Source organism: Mycobacterium shunyiense, assembly GCF_058270035.1.
The window spans coordinates 1-14,624 of the sequence record NZ_JBZDPT010000043.1 but is presented as its reverse complement, the minus strand read 5'-3'; the positions used below and the strand labels follow the sequence as shown (position 1 = coordinate 14,624).

The 14,624-nt window shown below is 66.6% G+C and carries 15 protein-coding genes; 10 read left to right on the top strand and 5 right to left on the bottom strand.

The genetic code is table 11. The annotated features are described in order from the left end of the window. Positions 1 to 6: 6 nt before the first annotated feature. From AC4ELS_RS23335 to mptB, 4 genes are all read right to left on the bottom strand, one after another. Positions 7 to 927 carry a COX15/CtaA family protein gene (locus AC4ELS_RS23335; RefSeq protein ID WP_498883324.1) on the bottom strand — a complete coding sequence of 307 codons (921 nt, stop codon included), beginning with the start codon at positions 925 to 927 and terminating at the stop codon, positions 7 to 9. A gap of 79 nt (positions 928 to 1,006) precedes the next feature. Further along, complete coding sequence (locus tag AC4ELS_RS23330) at positions 1,007 to 1,789, bottom strand: ABC transporter permease (protein WP_055113716.1); 783 nt, start codon at positions 1,787 to 1,789, stop codon at positions 1,007 to 1,009. Then, entirely contained in the window at positions 1,786 to 2,718 is a 933-nt protein-coding gene (locus tag AC4ELS_RS23325; RefSeq protein WP_064886512.1) for an ABC transporter ATP-binding protein, read from the bottom strand. Before AC4ELS_RS23325 ends, AC4ELS_RS23330 begins: the two co-directional genes overlap by 4 nt. Next, positions 2,715 to 4,418: a polyprenol phosphomannose-dependent alpha 1,6 mannosyltransferase MptB gene (mptB, locus tag AC4ELS_RS23320; RefSeq protein WP_064886511.1), complete on the bottom strand. Its 1,704-nt coding sequence runs from the start codon at positions 4,416 to 4,418 to the stop codon at positions 2,715 to 2,717. The genes AC4ELS_RS23325 and mptB overlap by 4 nt, the downstream gene beginning before the upstream one ends. Positions 4,419 to 4,534: 116 nt before the next feature. On the opposite strand from mptB, the gene AC4ELS_RS23315 reads away from it, so the two are divergent. The 10 genes from AC4ELS_RS23315 to AC4ELS_RS23270 all read left to right on the top strand — a co-directional run bounded on the left by AC4ELS_RS23315 (position 4,535) and on the right by AC4ELS_RS23270 (position 13,125). Next, the gene (locus AC4ELS_RS23315; protein WP_088304528.1) at positions 4,535 to 5,302 is read left to right on the top strand and encodes a helix-turn-helix transcriptional regulator; all 768 of its coding nucleotides are present in this window, start codon (positions 4,535 to 4,537) and stop codon (positions 5,300 to 5,302) included. After that, entirely contained in the window at positions 5,299 to 6,729 is a 1,431-nt protein-coding gene (gene sufB / locus AC4ELS_RS23310; RefSeq protein WP_055113723.1) for a Fe-S cluster assembly protein SufB, read from the top strand. The genes AC4ELS_RS23315 and sufB overlap by 4 nt, the downstream gene beginning before the upstream one ends. Beyond that, positions 6,730 to 7,908 carry a Fe-S cluster assembly protein SufD gene (gene sufD, locus AC4ELS_RS23305; RefSeq protein WP_448447791.1) on the top strand — a complete coding sequence of 393 codons (1,179 nt, stop codon included), beginning with the start codon at positions 6,730 to 6,732 and terminating at the stop codon, positions 7,906 to 7,908. 2 nt (positions 7,909 to 7,910) lie between these two features. Continuing rightward, a complete protein-coding gene (gene sufC, locus AC4ELS_RS23300; RefSeq protein ID WP_064886509.1) occupies positions 7,911 to 8,684 on the top strand; it encodes a Fe-S cluster assembly ATPase SufC in 774 nt (257 codons plus the stop codon). Position 8,685: 1 nt separating this feature from the next. Further along, positions 8,686 to 9,939 (top strand): cysteine desulfurase, encoded by a 1,254-nt coding sequence (locus AC4ELS_RS23295; RefSeq protein ID WP_498883215.1) that lies wholly within the window; start codon positions 8,686 to 8,688, stop codon positions 9,937 to 9,939. Positions 9,940 to 9,941: 2 nt separating this feature from the next. Beyond that, positions 9,942 to 10,394: a Fe-S cluster assembly sulfur transfer protein SufU gene (sufU, locus tag AC4ELS_RS23290; RefSeq protein ID WP_498883325.1), complete on the top strand. Its 453-nt coding sequence runs from the start codon at positions 9,942 to 9,944 to the stop codon at positions 10,392 to 10,394. After that, entirely contained in the window at positions 10,391 to 10,732 is a 342-nt protein-coding gene (locus AC4ELS_RS23285) for a metal-sulfur cluster assembly factor (RefSeq protein ID WP_064886506.1), read from the top strand. The genes sufU and AC4ELS_RS23285 overlap by 4 nt, the downstream gene beginning before the upstream one ends. An 80-nt stretch (positions 10,733 to 10,812) precedes the next feature. Further along, positions 10,813 to 11,793 (top strand): hypothetical protein, encoded by a 981-nt coding sequence (locus tag AC4ELS_RS23280; RefSeq protein WP_498883216.1) that lies wholly within the window; start codon positions 10,813 to 10,815, stop codon positions 11,791 to 11,793. Between the two features lie 6 nt (positions 11,794 to 11,799). Continuing rightward, positions 11,800 to 12,327 (top strand): hypothetical protein, encoded by a 528-nt coding sequence (locus AC4ELS_RS23275; protein WP_498883217.1) that lies wholly within the window; start codon positions 11,800 to 11,802, stop codon positions 12,325 to 12,327. Positions 12,328 to 12,432: 105 nt separating this feature from the next. Next, positions 12,433 to 13,125, top strand: a complete 693-nt coding sequence (locus AC4ELS_RS23270) for a DUF8548 family protein (protein WP_498883218.1) — start codon at positions 12,433 to 12,435, stop codon at positions 13,123 to 13,125. Between the two features lie 63 nt (positions 13,126 to 13,188). On the opposite strand, the gene AC4ELS_RS23265 is transcribed toward AC4ELS_RS23270, so the two are convergent. Then, positions 13,189 to 14,624, bottom strand: a 1,436-nt coding sequence (locus AC4ELS_RS23265; RefSeq protein WP_499049499.1) for an HNH endonuclease signature motif containing protein, incomplete at its 5' end; no start/stop codon positions are given.

The window sequence follows — 14,624 nt, the reverse complement described above, 5'->3', positions numbered from 1 at the left end:
ACCGGACTAGGTGCCGGCCGGGACCCGCTCCCGCATCGAGGCCCACAGCGCCGCGGTGGCCGCGGTACAGGTGGCCGCACCGGCGACGTGGACGGCGACCAGGACGGCGGGAACGCCGGTATAGAACTGCACGATCCCGACGAGCCCCTGTGCGCACACCACCACGACCAGGACGGCGAGCCGGATCATGACCGGTCGAGAGGCGCGCACCGCGGTGAGGCCGAATCCCAGCGCGACGATCAGGGACAGGTACGCGACCAGCAGCGACGAATGCATGTGCACCAACGTGGTGATCTCGACCTCAAGTCGCGGCACCACGCGGTCGAGGCTCTTGTCCCCGGCATGCGGACCGGCGCCCGTCACCAGCGTGCCCGTCACCAGGACGGCGGCCAGGACGATTGCACTCAGGACCGTCAACTGCCGCAACGGTTTCGGCACGGTCGCGGTGGGCGCGCCGTCGTCGGATTGACCGATTTTGACGAACAGCAGCACCGCGAGCCACACCATTGCCATGGATGCGAGCAGGTGGATGGCCACGGTCCACCACAACAGGCCGGTCCGCACCGTGATGCCGCCGATGATGGCCTGGACCACGGTGGAGGCCGGCATCAGCCAGGCGTAGATCAGCACCTCTCGGCGGCGACGGGCCCGGGTCACGGCCAGGACGGCCGCAATGGCGGTCAGCACCACCAGGAAGGTGATCATCCGGTTGCCGAACTCGACCACCTGATGCACGACGGCGACCTCGGCGTGCGGGACGGGGGTGAAGCTGCCCGGGAAGCACTGGGGCCAGGTGGGGCAGCCCAGGCCGGACGCGGTGACGCGCACGATCGCCCCGGTGACCGAGATGCCGCCCTGGGTGAGGATCACCAGGAATGCGATCAGGCGCTGGACCCGGAGACTTGGCAGGGGCAGCAGGTCGACCATTCGCTGGAAAGCTGTTCCGCCGGGCACGGCCTGATCGTAGTTGATCAGGAACTACAACCCGTAGTAGGGCCGGTGTGGATCAGGTGAAGCGGAACCAGCGCAGCGCGCAGATCGCGGCGACGGCACCCCAGACCACCAGCACGGCCACGCCGAACCAGTCCATCGACAGTGTCATCGCCTGGGTCAGGGACTCGGTGAGGGCTCCCGACGGTGTCAGCCGGGCCGCCCAGCGCAGGGCCGACGGCACGGGGCCACCTTCGAGGGTCAGCGCGCCCAGACCGGCGAACACGAACCACAGCAGGTTCGCCAGCGCCAGCACGATCTCGGCCTTGAGGGTGCCGCCGAGCAGCAACCCCAGCGCGGCGAAGGTGGCCGTGCCCAGCGCGATGATCACCGCACCGAGCGCCAACCCCAGCGGCGAAGGCCGCCAACCCAGCGCAAAACCGATGGCGCCCAACAAGATTGCCTGCAAGAACACGACAGTGACGACCGCCAGTGACTTGCCCGCGATGATTCCCCACACCGGAAGCGCGGTCGCGCCCAGCCGTTTCAGGGCGCCGTAGCGACGGTCGAAGGCCACCGCGATGGCCTGCCCGGTGAATGCCGTGGAGATCAGGGCCAGCGCCATGATCGCCGGGGTGAAGGTCCCGGCCCGGTCGTCGCCGAACGAGCCAAGGGGCAGCAGCGTCATCCCGACCAGCAGCGTGATCGGGATGAACATGGTCAACAGCAGCTGTTCACCGTTGCGCAGCAGCAGCTTCAGTTCCAGCTGGTACTGCGCGGCGAGCATCGCCGGCACCTTGGCCGGACGGGGATCGGGGGAGAAGGTGCCCGGGGCGAACCGGTTCGGAGCGCTCGTCATGACCGCAGCTCCCGTCCTGTGAGGTCGAGGAATACATCTTCGAGACTGCGCTGCTCCACCCGCATGTCGGTGGCCAGCACGTTGAGTCGGGCGCACCACGCCGTGACGGTGGCCAACACCTGCGGGTCGATGTGCCCCTCGACCAGGTACTCGCCGGGTGCCGTCTCGGTGGCCTTGTATTTCTCCGGCAGGGCCGCGGAGAGCAGGGACAGGTCGAGCTTGCGCGGCGCACTGAAACGCAGCTGGTTCTCGGCGCCGCTGTGGGTCAGCTCGGCGGGTGTGCCGGTGGCGACCGCCACGCCGTGATCGATGATCACGATCCGATCCGCGAGTTCCTCGGCCTCGGCGAGGTGATGGGTGGTCAGCACGACCGTCACGCCGTCCCGGCGCAGCGCATCGATCAACTCCCACACCACGATTCGGGCGTGGGCGTCCATTCCTGCGGTCGGCTCGTCGAGGAATACCAGCTCGGGGCGACCCACCACGGCGCAGGCCAACGCCAGGCGCTGTTGCTGGCCGCCCGACAGTCGCCGGTAGGTGGTGCGGGCGGATTCGGTCAGGCCGAGGGTGTCCATCAACCAGGCCGGATCGAGAGGGTCGGCAGCGTAGGAGGCCACGAGATCGAGCATTTCGCCCGCTTTCGCAGCGGGGTACCCGCCGCCGCCCTGCAGCATCACGCCGATCCGCTCACGGAGTTGGGCGTTGTCGGCAACGGGGTCCAACCCGAGGATCTCAACTCGGCCGTCGTCCGGGCGGATGAATCCCTCGCACATCTCGACGGTGGTGGTCTTGCCTGCGCCGTTGGGTCCGAGCAGAGCCAGCACCTCGGCGCGCTGCACTTCGAGGTCCAAATTGGACACCGCCGTCGTCGCGCCGTAGCGCTTGCTGACGCCGCGGAGCAGCACCGGTTGATCAGAACGCGAGGTCACGGGGATTCAGCGTAGGCGTCGGGGGATTGCGTAGGTGTCGGCGGTGCGTCCGTGTCGGTCTGGCGTGACGCGCGCCACGGCAGCCGGCGCCAGGTTATGCCGATCAGGATCAGCACGATCAACGTGCTGGCCAGCGTGGCCATCACGATCTGGAACAACGTGAACCGGTCGCCGTTGGCCGTCGGGCCGAAGATCCCGACGACCAGGGTTATGGCGATCGTGGACCCACGGAAACCGGGCCGGGTGGCCCACGCGGCCAGCGGGATCACCGCCCACAGCAGGTACCACGGCTGCACCACCGGGAACAGCAGGATGGTTCCGCCCAAGGCGACGCCCAATCCACCCACGGGGTGCAGCCGGCCGCGCATCACGGCCAACAACAGCCAGCTGACCAGGATTGCGATCAGGAAGACGCCGATGGCGCGGGTCAGGGCGAGCACTGCGGTGGTGTGGTCGCCAAGCCCCAGCAGGATGCCGACCTGACCGGTGCCCAATGCCAGCAGGGTCGGCGGCGACATCCAGCTGCGCACCACGTTGGCGGTGCCGAGGGTGGACAGCCAGCCGAAGCCGAGCCCGCTGGCCCAGCCGATCAGGCCCATCACGGCCAGCGAGATCACGCCGAGCGGGACACTGGCCACGAAGAACGCCTTGATCGTGCCGCCCAGGCGCCAGGCCAGGGCCATCGCGACGAACCCGAGTGCGAGCAACGACGGCAGCTTGACCTGCGAGGACAGTGTGATGAGGACGGTGCCGAACAAGAGCATCCCCGCGGGATACCAGCGGTCCCAGTCCTCGCGTGAGTGTGGCCAGGTCAGCGGCCGGGGAATTATGGGAGCGGCGACTGATCCCGATGTCGCCGACCTGGCAGCTCCGATGCCCCGCAGCGCGAACTCGGTCCCGGCCAGCATCAGGCCGAGCATCAGCGCCTCGTTGTGGATACCGGCCACCAGATGCATGAAGAGCAGGGGATTACATGCGCCGAGCCACAGTGCGCTGACCTCGGCGACGCCGCAGCGCCGGGCCAACCGGGGCGTCGCCCACACGATGAGCCCGACACCGAGCAGCACCACGGCGCGGTGACACAGCACGGCGGCGACGATGTTCTCACCGGTCAAGGCGGAGATGCTCTCGCCGATCCACAGGAACAGCGGTCCGTACGGGGCCGGGGTCTCGCGCCACAGACTGGGTACCGACAACGTGAACACGTGATCGAGGCCGAGACCGGTCGCCGGGCCGACCTGATAGGGGTTGAGGCCGATGTACCCGATCTCACTCTGGGCCAGGTAGGAGTAGACGTCCTTGCTGTACATCGGGGGTGCGATCAGCAGCGGGATGGCCCACAGCAACAGGGTGCGGTCGAGCTGGCTGCGTGACATCCGGCGGGGGCCCAGAGCGAAGCGTCCGAGCATCAGCCAGGCCAGCGCCATCATCACCGCACCGGTGGTGGTCATGGTGAGAGACACGGTCTGGATGCGGGACGGCAGGTTGAGCAGCCGCACGCCGAACGTCGGATCCTGCACGACGGGACGGGCGCCGGCACCGAGGGCGCCGATCGCCATCAGTACGGTGCCGGTGGCACCGAAAAGCCGGGTACGACGCAGCGCGACGACCTCGGCGGGGTTGAGTGGGGATCCGACTGTGCGTTCGTCGCCGTGCCACCGGGCGATAGATGTGCTGAAGGTCGACAGGCGGCTTGCCATCAGGGCAGCGTAACCGTCGGCCGCGGCGGTCTTCGCCGGGCAACGGTGGCCCAGGTCACGTAAGGGTGCCCTTGGTGGATCCCTGAGCGGAATTCCGTCACAATGGTGTTGTGAAAATGGGTCGGACGACTGCGGGCTCTGCTTCGGCTGGTGCGCCGAAGCCGGTCAACGACGTCGTGCCGGCATCGGACGGGCATACCCGCCGCGCGATCATCCACCTGTTGCTCGAAGGCCCGATCACCGCGGGGCAGATCGGTGACCGGCTCGGCATCTCGGCCGCCGGTGTACGCCGCCACCTCGATGCCCTGATCGAAGCCGGCGATGCGCAGGCCAGTGCCGCGGCCGCCTGGCAGCACAACGGCCGGGGCCGCCCGGCCAAGCGCTACCGCTTGACGGCTGCGGGGCGCGCCAAGCTCGGCCACACGTACGACGATCTCGCCGTCGCCGCGATTCGGCAATTGCGCGAGATCGGCGGCAAGGACGCCGTACGGACCTTCGCTCGGCGCCGGATGGACACCATCCTGGCCGGCGTGACCGAGGGGTCCGAGGGCGTCGCCGACACCGCCCAGCGTGTCGCCGACGCACTGACCCGGGCCGGGTATGCCACCACCACGAACCCGGTGGACGGCCCGATTCGCGGGGTGCAGATCTGCCAGCATCACTGTCCGGTATCGCACGTCGCCGAGGAGTTCCCGGTGTTGTGCGAGGCGGAGAGTGAGGCGTTCGCCGAGATTCTGGGCACCCACGTGCAGCGACTGGCGACCATCGTCAACGGTGACTGCGCCTGCACCACCCACGTTCCACTCGATGCGGACGGCCCAGCCCGGACGGCCGCAGCGACAAGCCAAACGACAGCGAGCAACAAGCAAGGAGCGGCGACATGACCATCACGCCCGAAACGCCATTGACCCAGGAAGAGACCATCGCGTCGCTGGGCAACTACGGCTACGGCTGGTCGGACTCGGACGTCGCGGGCGCCAGTGCGCAGCGCGGCCTGTCGGAAGCCGTCGTGCGTGACATCTCGGCCAAGAAGAACGAGCCGGAGTGGATGCTGGAGTCCCGGCTCAAGGCACTGCGCACGTTCGACAAGAAGCCCATGCCGAACTGGGGTTCCAACCTCGAGGGCATCGACTTCGACAACATCAAGTACTTCGTGCGCTCCACCGAGAAGCAGGCGGCTTCCTGGGAGGAGCTGCCCGAGGACATTCGCAATACCTATGACCGCCTTGGCATTCCGGAGGCCGAGAAGCAGCGTCTGGTGGCGGGTGTGGCTGCGCAGTACGAGTCCGAGGTCGTGTACCACCAGATCCGCGAGGACCTAGAGGCGCTCGGCGTGATCTTCCTCGACACCGACTCGGGCCTGCGCGAGCACCCGGAGATCTTCCAGAAGTACTTCGGCACGGTGATCCCGGCCGGCGACAACAAGTTCTCGGCACTCAACACCGCGGTGTGGTCGGGTGGTTCGTTCATCTATGTCCCGCCGGGTGTGCACGTCGACATCCCGCTGCAGGCCTACTTCCGGATCAACACCGAGAACATGGGGCAGTTCGAGCGGACGCTGATCATCGCCGACGAGGGCTCCTACGTTCACTACGTCGAGGGTTGTACCGCACCGATCTACAAGTCGGATTCGCTGCACTCGGCCGTCGTCGAGATCATCGTCAAGCCGGGCGCCCGCGTCCGCTACACGACGATCCAGAACTGGTCCAACAACGTCTTCAACCTGGTCACCAAGCGTGCCCGGGCCGAGGCCGGCGCCACGATGGAGTGGATCGACGGGAACATCGGTTCCAAGGTCACCATGAAGTACCCGGCGGTGTGGATGACCGGTGAGCACGCCAAGGGCGAGGTGCTCTCGGTGGCGTTCGCCGGCGAGGGACAGCACCAGGACACCGGCGCCAAGATGCTGCACCTGGCCCCGAACACGTCGAGCAACATCGTGTCCAAGTCGGTGGCCCGCGGCGGTGGCCGCGCGTCCTACCGCGGACTCGTCCAGGTCAACAAGGGCGCGCACGGCAGCAAGTCGAGCGTGAAATGCGATGCGCTGCTGGTCGATACGATCAGCCGGTCGGATACCTACCCGTACGTGGACATCCGCGAGGACGACGTCACGATGGGCCACGAGGCCACGGTGTCCAAGGTCAGCGAGGATCAGCTCTTCTATCTGATGAGCCGCGGTCTGACCGAGGACGAGGCGATGGCGATGGTGGTGCGCGGCTTCGTCGAGCCCATCGCCAAGGAACTGCCCATGGAATACGCGCTCGAGCTCAATCGGCTGATCGAGCTGCAGATGGAAGGCGCGGTCGGTTAAGTGGCACAGAATCTCACTGAAGCGGTCGAGGGGATCGCGACTAATAAGGGCGAGCTGTTCGCATCCTTCGACGTCAACGCCTTCGAGGTGCCTGGCGGTCGCGACGAGCTGTGGCGGTTCACCCCGCTGAAGCGGCTTCGCGGCCTGCACGACGGTTCGGCCGTTGCGAACGGCAAGGCCGGCATCACGGTGACCGAGCGCCCGGGCGTGACGGTCGAGACCGTCGGCCGTGACGACAAGCGGCTCGGCGAGGGCGGAGTACCCACCGATCGCGTTGCTGCCCAGGCATACTCGTCGTTCGAGACCGCGACGGTGGTGACGGTCAAGCGTGACACCGAGGTGGCCGAGCCCATCGAGATCGTGATCGACGGACCCGGCGCGGACACCGTGGGTTACGGGCATCTGCAGATCCGGGTCGAGGAACTGTCCCGGGCGATCGTGGTGGTCGACCTGCGCGGCAGCGGAACCTACGCCGACAACGTCGAGATCATCGTCGGTGATGCGGCCGGTCTTGGACTGATCTGGATCGCCGACTGGGCCGACGACATGGTGCATGTCAGCGCGCACCACGCCAAGCTCGGTAAGGACGCGGTGCTCGGACACGTCAACGTCACCCTCGGTGGCGATGTCGTGCGCACCTCGGCCACCGTGCGATTCACGGGGCCCGGCGGTGACGCCAAGATGCTCGGCACCTACTTCGCCGACGACGGTCAGTTCTTCGAGTCGCGGCTGCTGGTCGATCATGCTCAGCCGCACTGTAAGTCCGACGTCCTCTACAAGGGCGCGTTGCAGGGCGATCCGGATTCCAAGAAGCCTGACGCGCACACGGTGTGGATCGGCGACGTGCTGATCCGCGCCGAGGCCACCGGCACCGACACCTTCGAGGTGAACCGCAACCTGGTGCTCACCGATGGTGCCCGCGCCGATTCGGTGCCCAACCTCGAGATCGAGACCGGCGAGATCGTCGGCGCCGGGCACGCCAGTGCCACCGGACGTTTCGACGACGAGCAGTTGTTCTACCTGCGTGCCCGTGGCATCCCCGAAGATCAGGCCCGACGTCTTGTCGTGCGCGGATTCTTCAACGAGATCATCGCCAAGATCGCTGTCCCCGAGGTGCGCGAGCGTCTGACCGCAGCCATCGAAAAAGAACTTGCCATCACTGAATCGAGAGCCAACTAGTCATGACCACTCTGGAAATCAAGGACCTGCACGTCTCGGTCAACGCCGCCGAAGGCGCTGAGAACACCGAGATCCCGATCCTCAAGGGTGTCGACCTCACCGTGAAGTCGGGGGAGACCCACGCGGTGATGGGCCCCAACGGCTCGGGCAAGTCGACCCTGTCCTATGCGATCGCCGGTCACCCGAAGTACACCGTGACCTCAGGGTCGATCACGCTCGACGGGCAGGACGTCCTCGAGATGAGCATCGACGAGCGGGCGCGCGCGGGCCTCTTCCTGGCCATGCAGTACCCCGTCGAGGTGCCCGGCGTGTCGATGTCGAACTTCCTGCGCACCGCGGCCACCGCGGTCCGCGGCGAGGCCCCGAAGTTGCGGCACTGGGTCAAGGAAGTCAAGGGCGCGATGGACGATCTGGAGATCGACCCGGCGTTCGGTGAGCGCAGCGTCAACGAGGGATTCTCCGGTGGCGAGAAGAAGCGCCACGAGATCCTGCAGCTCGGTCTGCTCAAGCCCAAGATCGCAATCCTCGACGAGACCGACTCGGGTCTGGACGTCGACGCGCTGCGCATCGTGAGCGAGGGTGTCAACCGCTACGCCGAGGCCGAGCACGGCGGCATCCTGCTGATCACCCACTACACCCGGATCCTGCGCTACATCCGTCCGCAGTTCGTGCACGTGTTCGTCGGCGGCCGCATCGTGGAATCGGGCGGCCCGGAACTCGCCGACGAGCTCGAAGAGAACGGATACGTGCGCTTCACGCAGGCGGTCGGAGCCTGACATGACAGCCGCACGGACTATCGACCCCACCGTGCTGGCTGAGGTCAGGGCGGACTTCCCGATTCTGAGCCGGGTCATGCGCGGTGGAAAGCAGTTGGCGTACCTGGATTCCGGGGCGACGTCGCAGAAGCCGCTGCAGGTGCTCGACGCCGAACGGCGCTTCCTGACCACTTCCAACGGTGCCGTGCACCGCGGTGCGCACCAGCTGATGGAAGAGGCCACCGACGCCTACGAGCAGGGCCGCGCGGACATCGCGGCGTTCGTCGGTGCCGATCCGGATGAGCTGGTGTTCACCAAGAACGCCACCGAGTCGCTCAACCTCGTCGCATACGTGCTGGGGGACGAGCGGTTCGAGCATGCAGTCGGCCCCGGTGACGTCATCGTCACCACCGAGCTGGAGCACCACGCGAACCTGATTCCCTGGCAGGAGCTGGCCCAGCGCACCGGTGCGACGCTGCGTTGGTATGGCGTGACTGACGACGGCCGCATCGATTTGGATTCCCTGGAGCTCGACGAGCGGGTGAAAGTGGTGGCCTTCAGCCATCATTCGAATGTCACGGGCGCCGTTGCCCCGGTGGCCGAACTGGTGTCGCGGGCCAAGGCGGTGGGTGCGCTCACGGTGCTGGACGCCTGCCAGTCGGTGCCCCATCAGCCGGTTGACTTTCACGCGCTCGACGTCGATTTCGCGGCATTCTCGGGTCACAAGATGCTTGGCCCTACCGGTATCGGTGTGCTCTACGGGCGACTCGCGCTGCTGAACTCGATGCCGCCGTTCATCACCGGCGGCTCGATGATCGAGACCGTCACGATGGAGCAAACCACCTACGCGCCGGCGCCGCAGCGATTCGAGGCAGGCACGCCGATGACCTCGCAGGTGGTCGGATTGGCCGCAGCCGCAAGGTATTTGAGCGCGATCGGGATGGACGCCGTCGAGGCTCACGAAGCCGAACTGGTGGCAGCCGCGCTGGAAGGTCTTGCCTCGGTTCCGCAGGTTCGGATCATCGGGCCGACGACGATGGAACATCGGGGGTCCCCGGTGAGTTTCGTGGTCGACGGGATCCATGCCCACGATGTCGGGCAGGTGCTCGACGACGAGGGCGTCGCCGTGCGCGTCGGACACCACTGCGCCTGGCCGCTGCACCGTCGCTTCGGGATCGCCGCCACCGCTCGTGGGTCCTTCGCGGTCTACAACACGCTCGACGAGGTCGACCGCCTGGTGGCCGGCATCAGACGCGCCGTGGAGTTCTTCTCGTGAAAATGGAACAGATGTACCAGGAAGTGATCCTGGACCACTACAAACATCCGCACAATCGCGGACTCCGGGAGCCTTTCGCCGCCGAGGTACATCACGTCAACCCGACCTGCGGGGACGAGGTGACGCTGCGGGTAACGCTGTCCGACGACGCGGAGACGGTGGCGGACATCTCGTATGACGGGCAGGGCTGCTCTATCAGCCAGGCTGCCACCTCGGTGCTCACCGATCAGGTGATCGGTCAGAGCGTCGGAGACGCCCTCAAGACGGTCGAGGCGTTCACCGAGATGATTTCCTCACGCGGCAACGTGGAGGGGGACGAAGATGTAATCGGTGACGGCATCGCGTTCGCCGGTGTCGCCAAGTATCCGGCGCGGGTGAAGTGCGCGCTGCTGGGTTGGATGGCTTTTAAAGACGCGTTGGCACAGGCCAGCGACGACGTGGAGGACAAGCGATGAGTGATACCGCTTCTGACGAGCTGCTCGCCGATGTCGAGGAGGCCATGCGCGACGTGGTTGATCCCGAGCTGGGCATCAACGTCGTCGACCTGGGCCTGGTCTACGGACTCAACGTCGAGCAGGGCGATGAAGGCGCGGTTGCGCTGATCGACATGACGCTCACCTCGGCAGCATGCCCGCTGACCGACGTGATCGAGGATCAGTCGCGCACCGCGCTCGTGGGCGCGGGCCTGGTCAACGAGATCAAGATCAATTGGGTCTGGAACCCGCCGTGGGGCCCGGACAAGATCACCGACGACGGTCGCGAGCAGTTGCGCGCGCTCGGGTTCACCGTCTAGCTGTACCTAGCCGCCAAGGTCGTCGGACTGTCGGTCCTCAGTGCTACCAATATCGCCACCAGGCGAATACGGAGGCACACATGGGACACAGTCCTGAGGTAAAGGTCGTCGGTGACCGGCTGTTTTTGGGGCCGGCAACGGTGACGTTCGAGCGGACCCTTCGTATTCCGGAAACCGGATTACACCCGCTCCCACCGAGTCTCGGTTCGTTTCCGCTGCGTCGGGTCCAGGACTATCCCCATCGGGTCCCCGCCGAGTGGCTGGCGCACGGCGGGGTCATGCTGCCGGTCTATCAGCGTGAGGCGATGTGGCTGTCGTTCGGCTCAGATGAACCCGCCGCGCTGCAGATCGGCATCGGGAAGGTGTGCGCGGTCAGCGGCGAGGGCTGGACCGACCGGCTGGCCCATGATCCGCAGAACTACGTCGCTCTACCCGAGCAGCCATGGCTCGACGGCATCAACGCCGGTGACGGGTTCATCCGACAGTTCGTGGCCGTGCCGCTCGGTTCCGGGGCAACGGTCGAAGGGCAGGTCACCGGCGAGGAAGTCCACGGCGGTGTCCAGCTGCGCGCGGTCGGTCTGACGCCAGAGGCCCTCGACGAGTGGCGGGCGCGTCGTCTGATCGAAGAAGCGACGGTGGATTTCGATGACTGCGGTCCGCTCCCGGCGCCCTGTGCAGCAGCGTCGATGGGTCTGGGCGCCGGCGGCAGGATGCGGCAGGAGGTATACGTCGACGACCGCCCGCTGTCCGACTACGACGAGGACCGTTCGTGGCGGGTGTTCGTGCATCTCTGCAGCGCGGCGCAGTGGACTGCGATCACCGGTGAGGTGCCGCCGCCCACGCCGGTGGACCGCGACGCCTATGTCGAAGCCGGTCTGCCATGGTTCGACTATTACGACGCGGACGCCCAGGATCTGGCAGCCACCGAGGTGTTGAAGAACGTCAAGAGTGTCGGGGAGTGGTTCGGGGAAGGCGAGATGCCGTTTGTCCCTGTTGATCCCGCGAAAGTCGTCACGGTGAAGGGCACGCCGGGTGATGCTGTGGCCGATGGAGATTGGTAGCGGGCGGTGCTGACCGTCCCGGCGTTCGTCTGGCGCCGCGGCTTTTGGGGCCGAGCGCTGCTGATCGGCGGCAGCGTGGGATTCGTGCTGGGCGTGCTCTCCTGGCTGGACTCCGGATTCTGGATCTCCGGCGTGCTGGTCCTCGTCATCGTGGGCACGTTCTACGGCGTCTGGATGGCGCGCCGGATGGCCCGGTACTGGCCGATGTCGGGACAGCTGACCGGCGCTGATCGGGTCAGGGTCGTTGCCTTTGCCCGCCGTGGTGAGCACATCGACGACCCACGACTGGTCGAGGCCGCCCGCGACTACGACCGCGGCGTGCATGAGGCCGCCGAGGCAGCCAGACCGTTTCGCTGGCTCTTGCCGGTGGTGCTCATCGTCGCCGCGGCAAGCGCGTTGTGGGACGCCGTATTCGGGTCGGTCGGCAATGCCGTCGTCTCGGTCGTCTACCTGGTGGCCTTGGCGGTCGAATTGTTCTGGTGGCCGCAGCGGCACGCGCACCTGCTGGCCAATGTCCGGCAGGCCTGTGGATAACTTCGCCACCGCACGGATTTTCGACGGCTTTCTGTCGGCCTCCGTCGTTAGCTTCCAGCGCATCGGGAGCCGACGGGGTTCCCGAACAGCCGGAAGGAACTCCCCATGCACTCAGACGTCGAAAAATTGCACCAAGCGTGCCTGCGCGATCTCGGTGATCCGCAGCGCTGGTTCAGTCCGCTCGGATATCCAGAATCACTGGCGTTGTGCGTGATTGATTCGATCTACTCGACCGGGGCGCAACGTGCCTCTGTGGAGAAGATCATCGCCCGATACCGCGGCTATCGGGCTGCGCAGGGCGCGGACGCCGATACTGACGGCGCGGTCGAACTTCTTCAGAACATCGCCGAGTTGGGCGGGCCGGACTCATGGGCGACGCAGATCGGAAATCGTCGGCCCACCTCGACCATGGCGAACGCGCCCTTGAAGTCGATTGCCGTCAAACAGGTTGCGGAAGCGCTTGTCGCACTGGATGTTCGCACGACCGCGGACCTGCGCACCCTGGTTGAGGAGGACGACCGCCGGGATCAGGTCGCGAAGGCATGGTGCGCGGTGTCCGGGCAGCGGTCGGGCGTCACCTGGGAGTACACGCTGAAGCTCACACAGATCCCTGGGGCGAGGGCCGGCCGTGTGGTGGCGGCGTACGTGTCCCGCCAAATCGGCGCTCTCAGTGCCGAATGCGCAGCTGAGATGGTGCGTGAGGTAGCTGCATCCGCGGGGTGGAATGTGTTCGCGCTCGATCACGCGATATGGCGGTTCGAATCCGGACGACCACATCAACGCGATCTCGCGTCGTGAGGTTGTTGCCGCTCGGGGACTGCGGACTTTTTCGCCGAACCGAGCGGCACCAAACCGCCTGTCTCAGAAGGGTGGTGGTGGTCCGTATTGTTCGGCGAGCCAGGCTTGGTAGTCGCGTTCGTAGGCGAGGTCGTTGTTGAGTTCGGCGCGCAGGCGTCGTTCTTCGGCGATGCGGTCTTGGCGGTCTTGTTCGCGGGTGCGTGAGCGTTTGGGCATCTTCGCACCGCGATTGGGGCTGGGCGCTTCAGGTTCGGGGTCGGGGAGGTTGAGGTCCCCGGTCGGTTGGGCCAGAGTCGGGAACAGGGCGGCGCCGTGAGGTTCGGTGCTGTGGGTGTGTCCGGTGGGGGTGGTGAATTCGATGGTGCCGTCGGGTCGTTGACGATCGGTCCAGCCGGGGCAGAACGTTTTCACCAAATGGTGTGCCCGGCAAAAGAGTTTGGTGTTCGACGGATGCGTCGGCCCGGCGGGCCAGGGTGCGGTGTGGTCGATGTCGCAGCGTTCGGCCGGGGCGTCACAGCCGGGGAACCGGCACGTCAGATCGCGCCACCGGATGAATTCTGACAAGGCCACCGAGGGGCGGTACTGCGGCTCGCCGGCCGCAGCGGGCATGCGCACCGGTTTGACCTTCGCGGTGGCGGCCAGATCACGCACGGACTCGGCGGGCAGGATGCCGTGGCCGACCAGATACCCCGGATCATCCGAGGTGCCGTTCACGGTGGATTGGTCGGCCAGCACATGCACCATCGCGGCATCGGCGGCCGCCCGCTGCTGTGCGGCCGGGCAGTCCTCGCGCCGACACAGACACGGCAGGTGCGATTCCAGTCGGGCCACCGGCCCCACCGCATCGGCGCGGCGCTGCTCGCGGGTACGCGGATCGTGGCTGCAGACCGTGGCGGCGACGGCATCGAGACGTTGATTCAGCGCGACCCCGTCAGCGGCGTGGATGTTGGCCCACACCGAGGCCATGCCGGGGCTGCTCGCCTCGACCTGCACAAACCGCCCGTCATCGATCGGGGGTGGGACCCGTACCCCGTTGGGGTCGAGTTTGGCGATCCATTGATCCACCCGGTCCCGCAACTGCCGTTCAGACAACCGCATCCATTGATGTGCCCGGGCCGCGAGTTCCTCATCCAGTCCGGCCCACACTGCGGGGTCGACGATGCCGGTGCGGGCGATGAGCATCCGCACCACCCGATAATCGATATCCCCGACGGCGAACCGGGCGGCCACCAACGGGAGTTTGTCGCGTAATACCCGGGCGTGATGAATCTGGGTGCCGGCCCGGCCCCGGCTGATCCGCAACGCCGCCGACACTTCGGCAGAGACTTCTTCGAACGGGTCGGTGGTCCAAAAGATCGACTCGGCCAACTCCTGTTCCCGCAGGCTGTCCAACGCCCCGATCGCAGCCAGCCGCCCCGCGATCGCCGCCGACTCCGCGCGCGCCGCGGCACTGATCTTGTCGATCAGCGCGACATCGGAATCAGTGTCGAACATGTGTG

What these genes read in the sequence shown, in the direction of transcription:
- AC4ELS_RS23335 (WP_498883324.1), bottom strand. Translation starts at nt 927, where the DNA reads ATGGTCGACCTGCTGCCCCTGCCAAGTCTCCGGGTCCAGCGCCTGATC.
- AC4ELS_RS23330 (WP_055113716.1), bottom strand. Translation starts at nt 1,789, where the DNA reads ATGACGAGCGCTCCGAACCGGTTCGCCCCGGGCACCTTCTCCCCCGAT.
- mptB (WP_064886511.1), bottom strand. Translation starts at nt 4,418, where the DNA reads ATGGCAAGCCGCCTGTCGACCTTCAGCACATCTATCGCCCGGTGGCAC.
- AC4ELS_RS23315 (WP_088304528.1), top strand. Translation starts at nt 4,535, where the DNA reads ATGGGTCGGACGACTGCGGGCTCTGCTTCGGCTGGTGCGCCGAAGCCG.
- sufB (WP_055113723.1), top strand. Translation starts at nt 5,299, where the DNA reads ATGACCATCACGCCCGAAACGCCATTGACCCAGGAAGAGACCATCGCG.
- sufC (WP_064886509.1), top strand. Translation starts at nt 7,911, where the DNA reads ATGACCACTCTGGAAATCAAGGACCTGCACGTCTCGGTCAACGCCGCC.
- AC4ELS_RS23295 (WP_498883215.1), top strand. Translation starts at nt 8,686, where the DNA reads ATGACAGCCGCACGGACTATCGACCCCACCGTGCTGGCTGAGGTCAGG.
- sufU (WP_498883325.1), top strand. Translation starts at nt 9,942, where the DNA reads ATGGAACAGATGTACCAGGAAGTGATCCTGGACCACTACAAACATCCG.
- AC4ELS_RS23285 (WP_064886506.1), top strand. Translation starts at nt 10,391, where the DNA reads ATGAGTGATACCGCTTCTGACGAGCTGCTCGCCGATGTCGAGGAGGCC.
- AC4ELS_RS23280 (WP_498883216.1), top strand. Translation starts at nt 10,813, where the DNA reads ATGGGACACAGTCCTGAGGTAAAGGTCGTCGGTGACCGGCTGTTTTTG.
- AC4ELS_RS23270 (WP_498883218.1), top strand. Translation starts at nt 12,433, where the DNA reads ATGCACTCAGACGTCGAAAAATTGCACCAAGCGTGCCTGCGCGATCTC.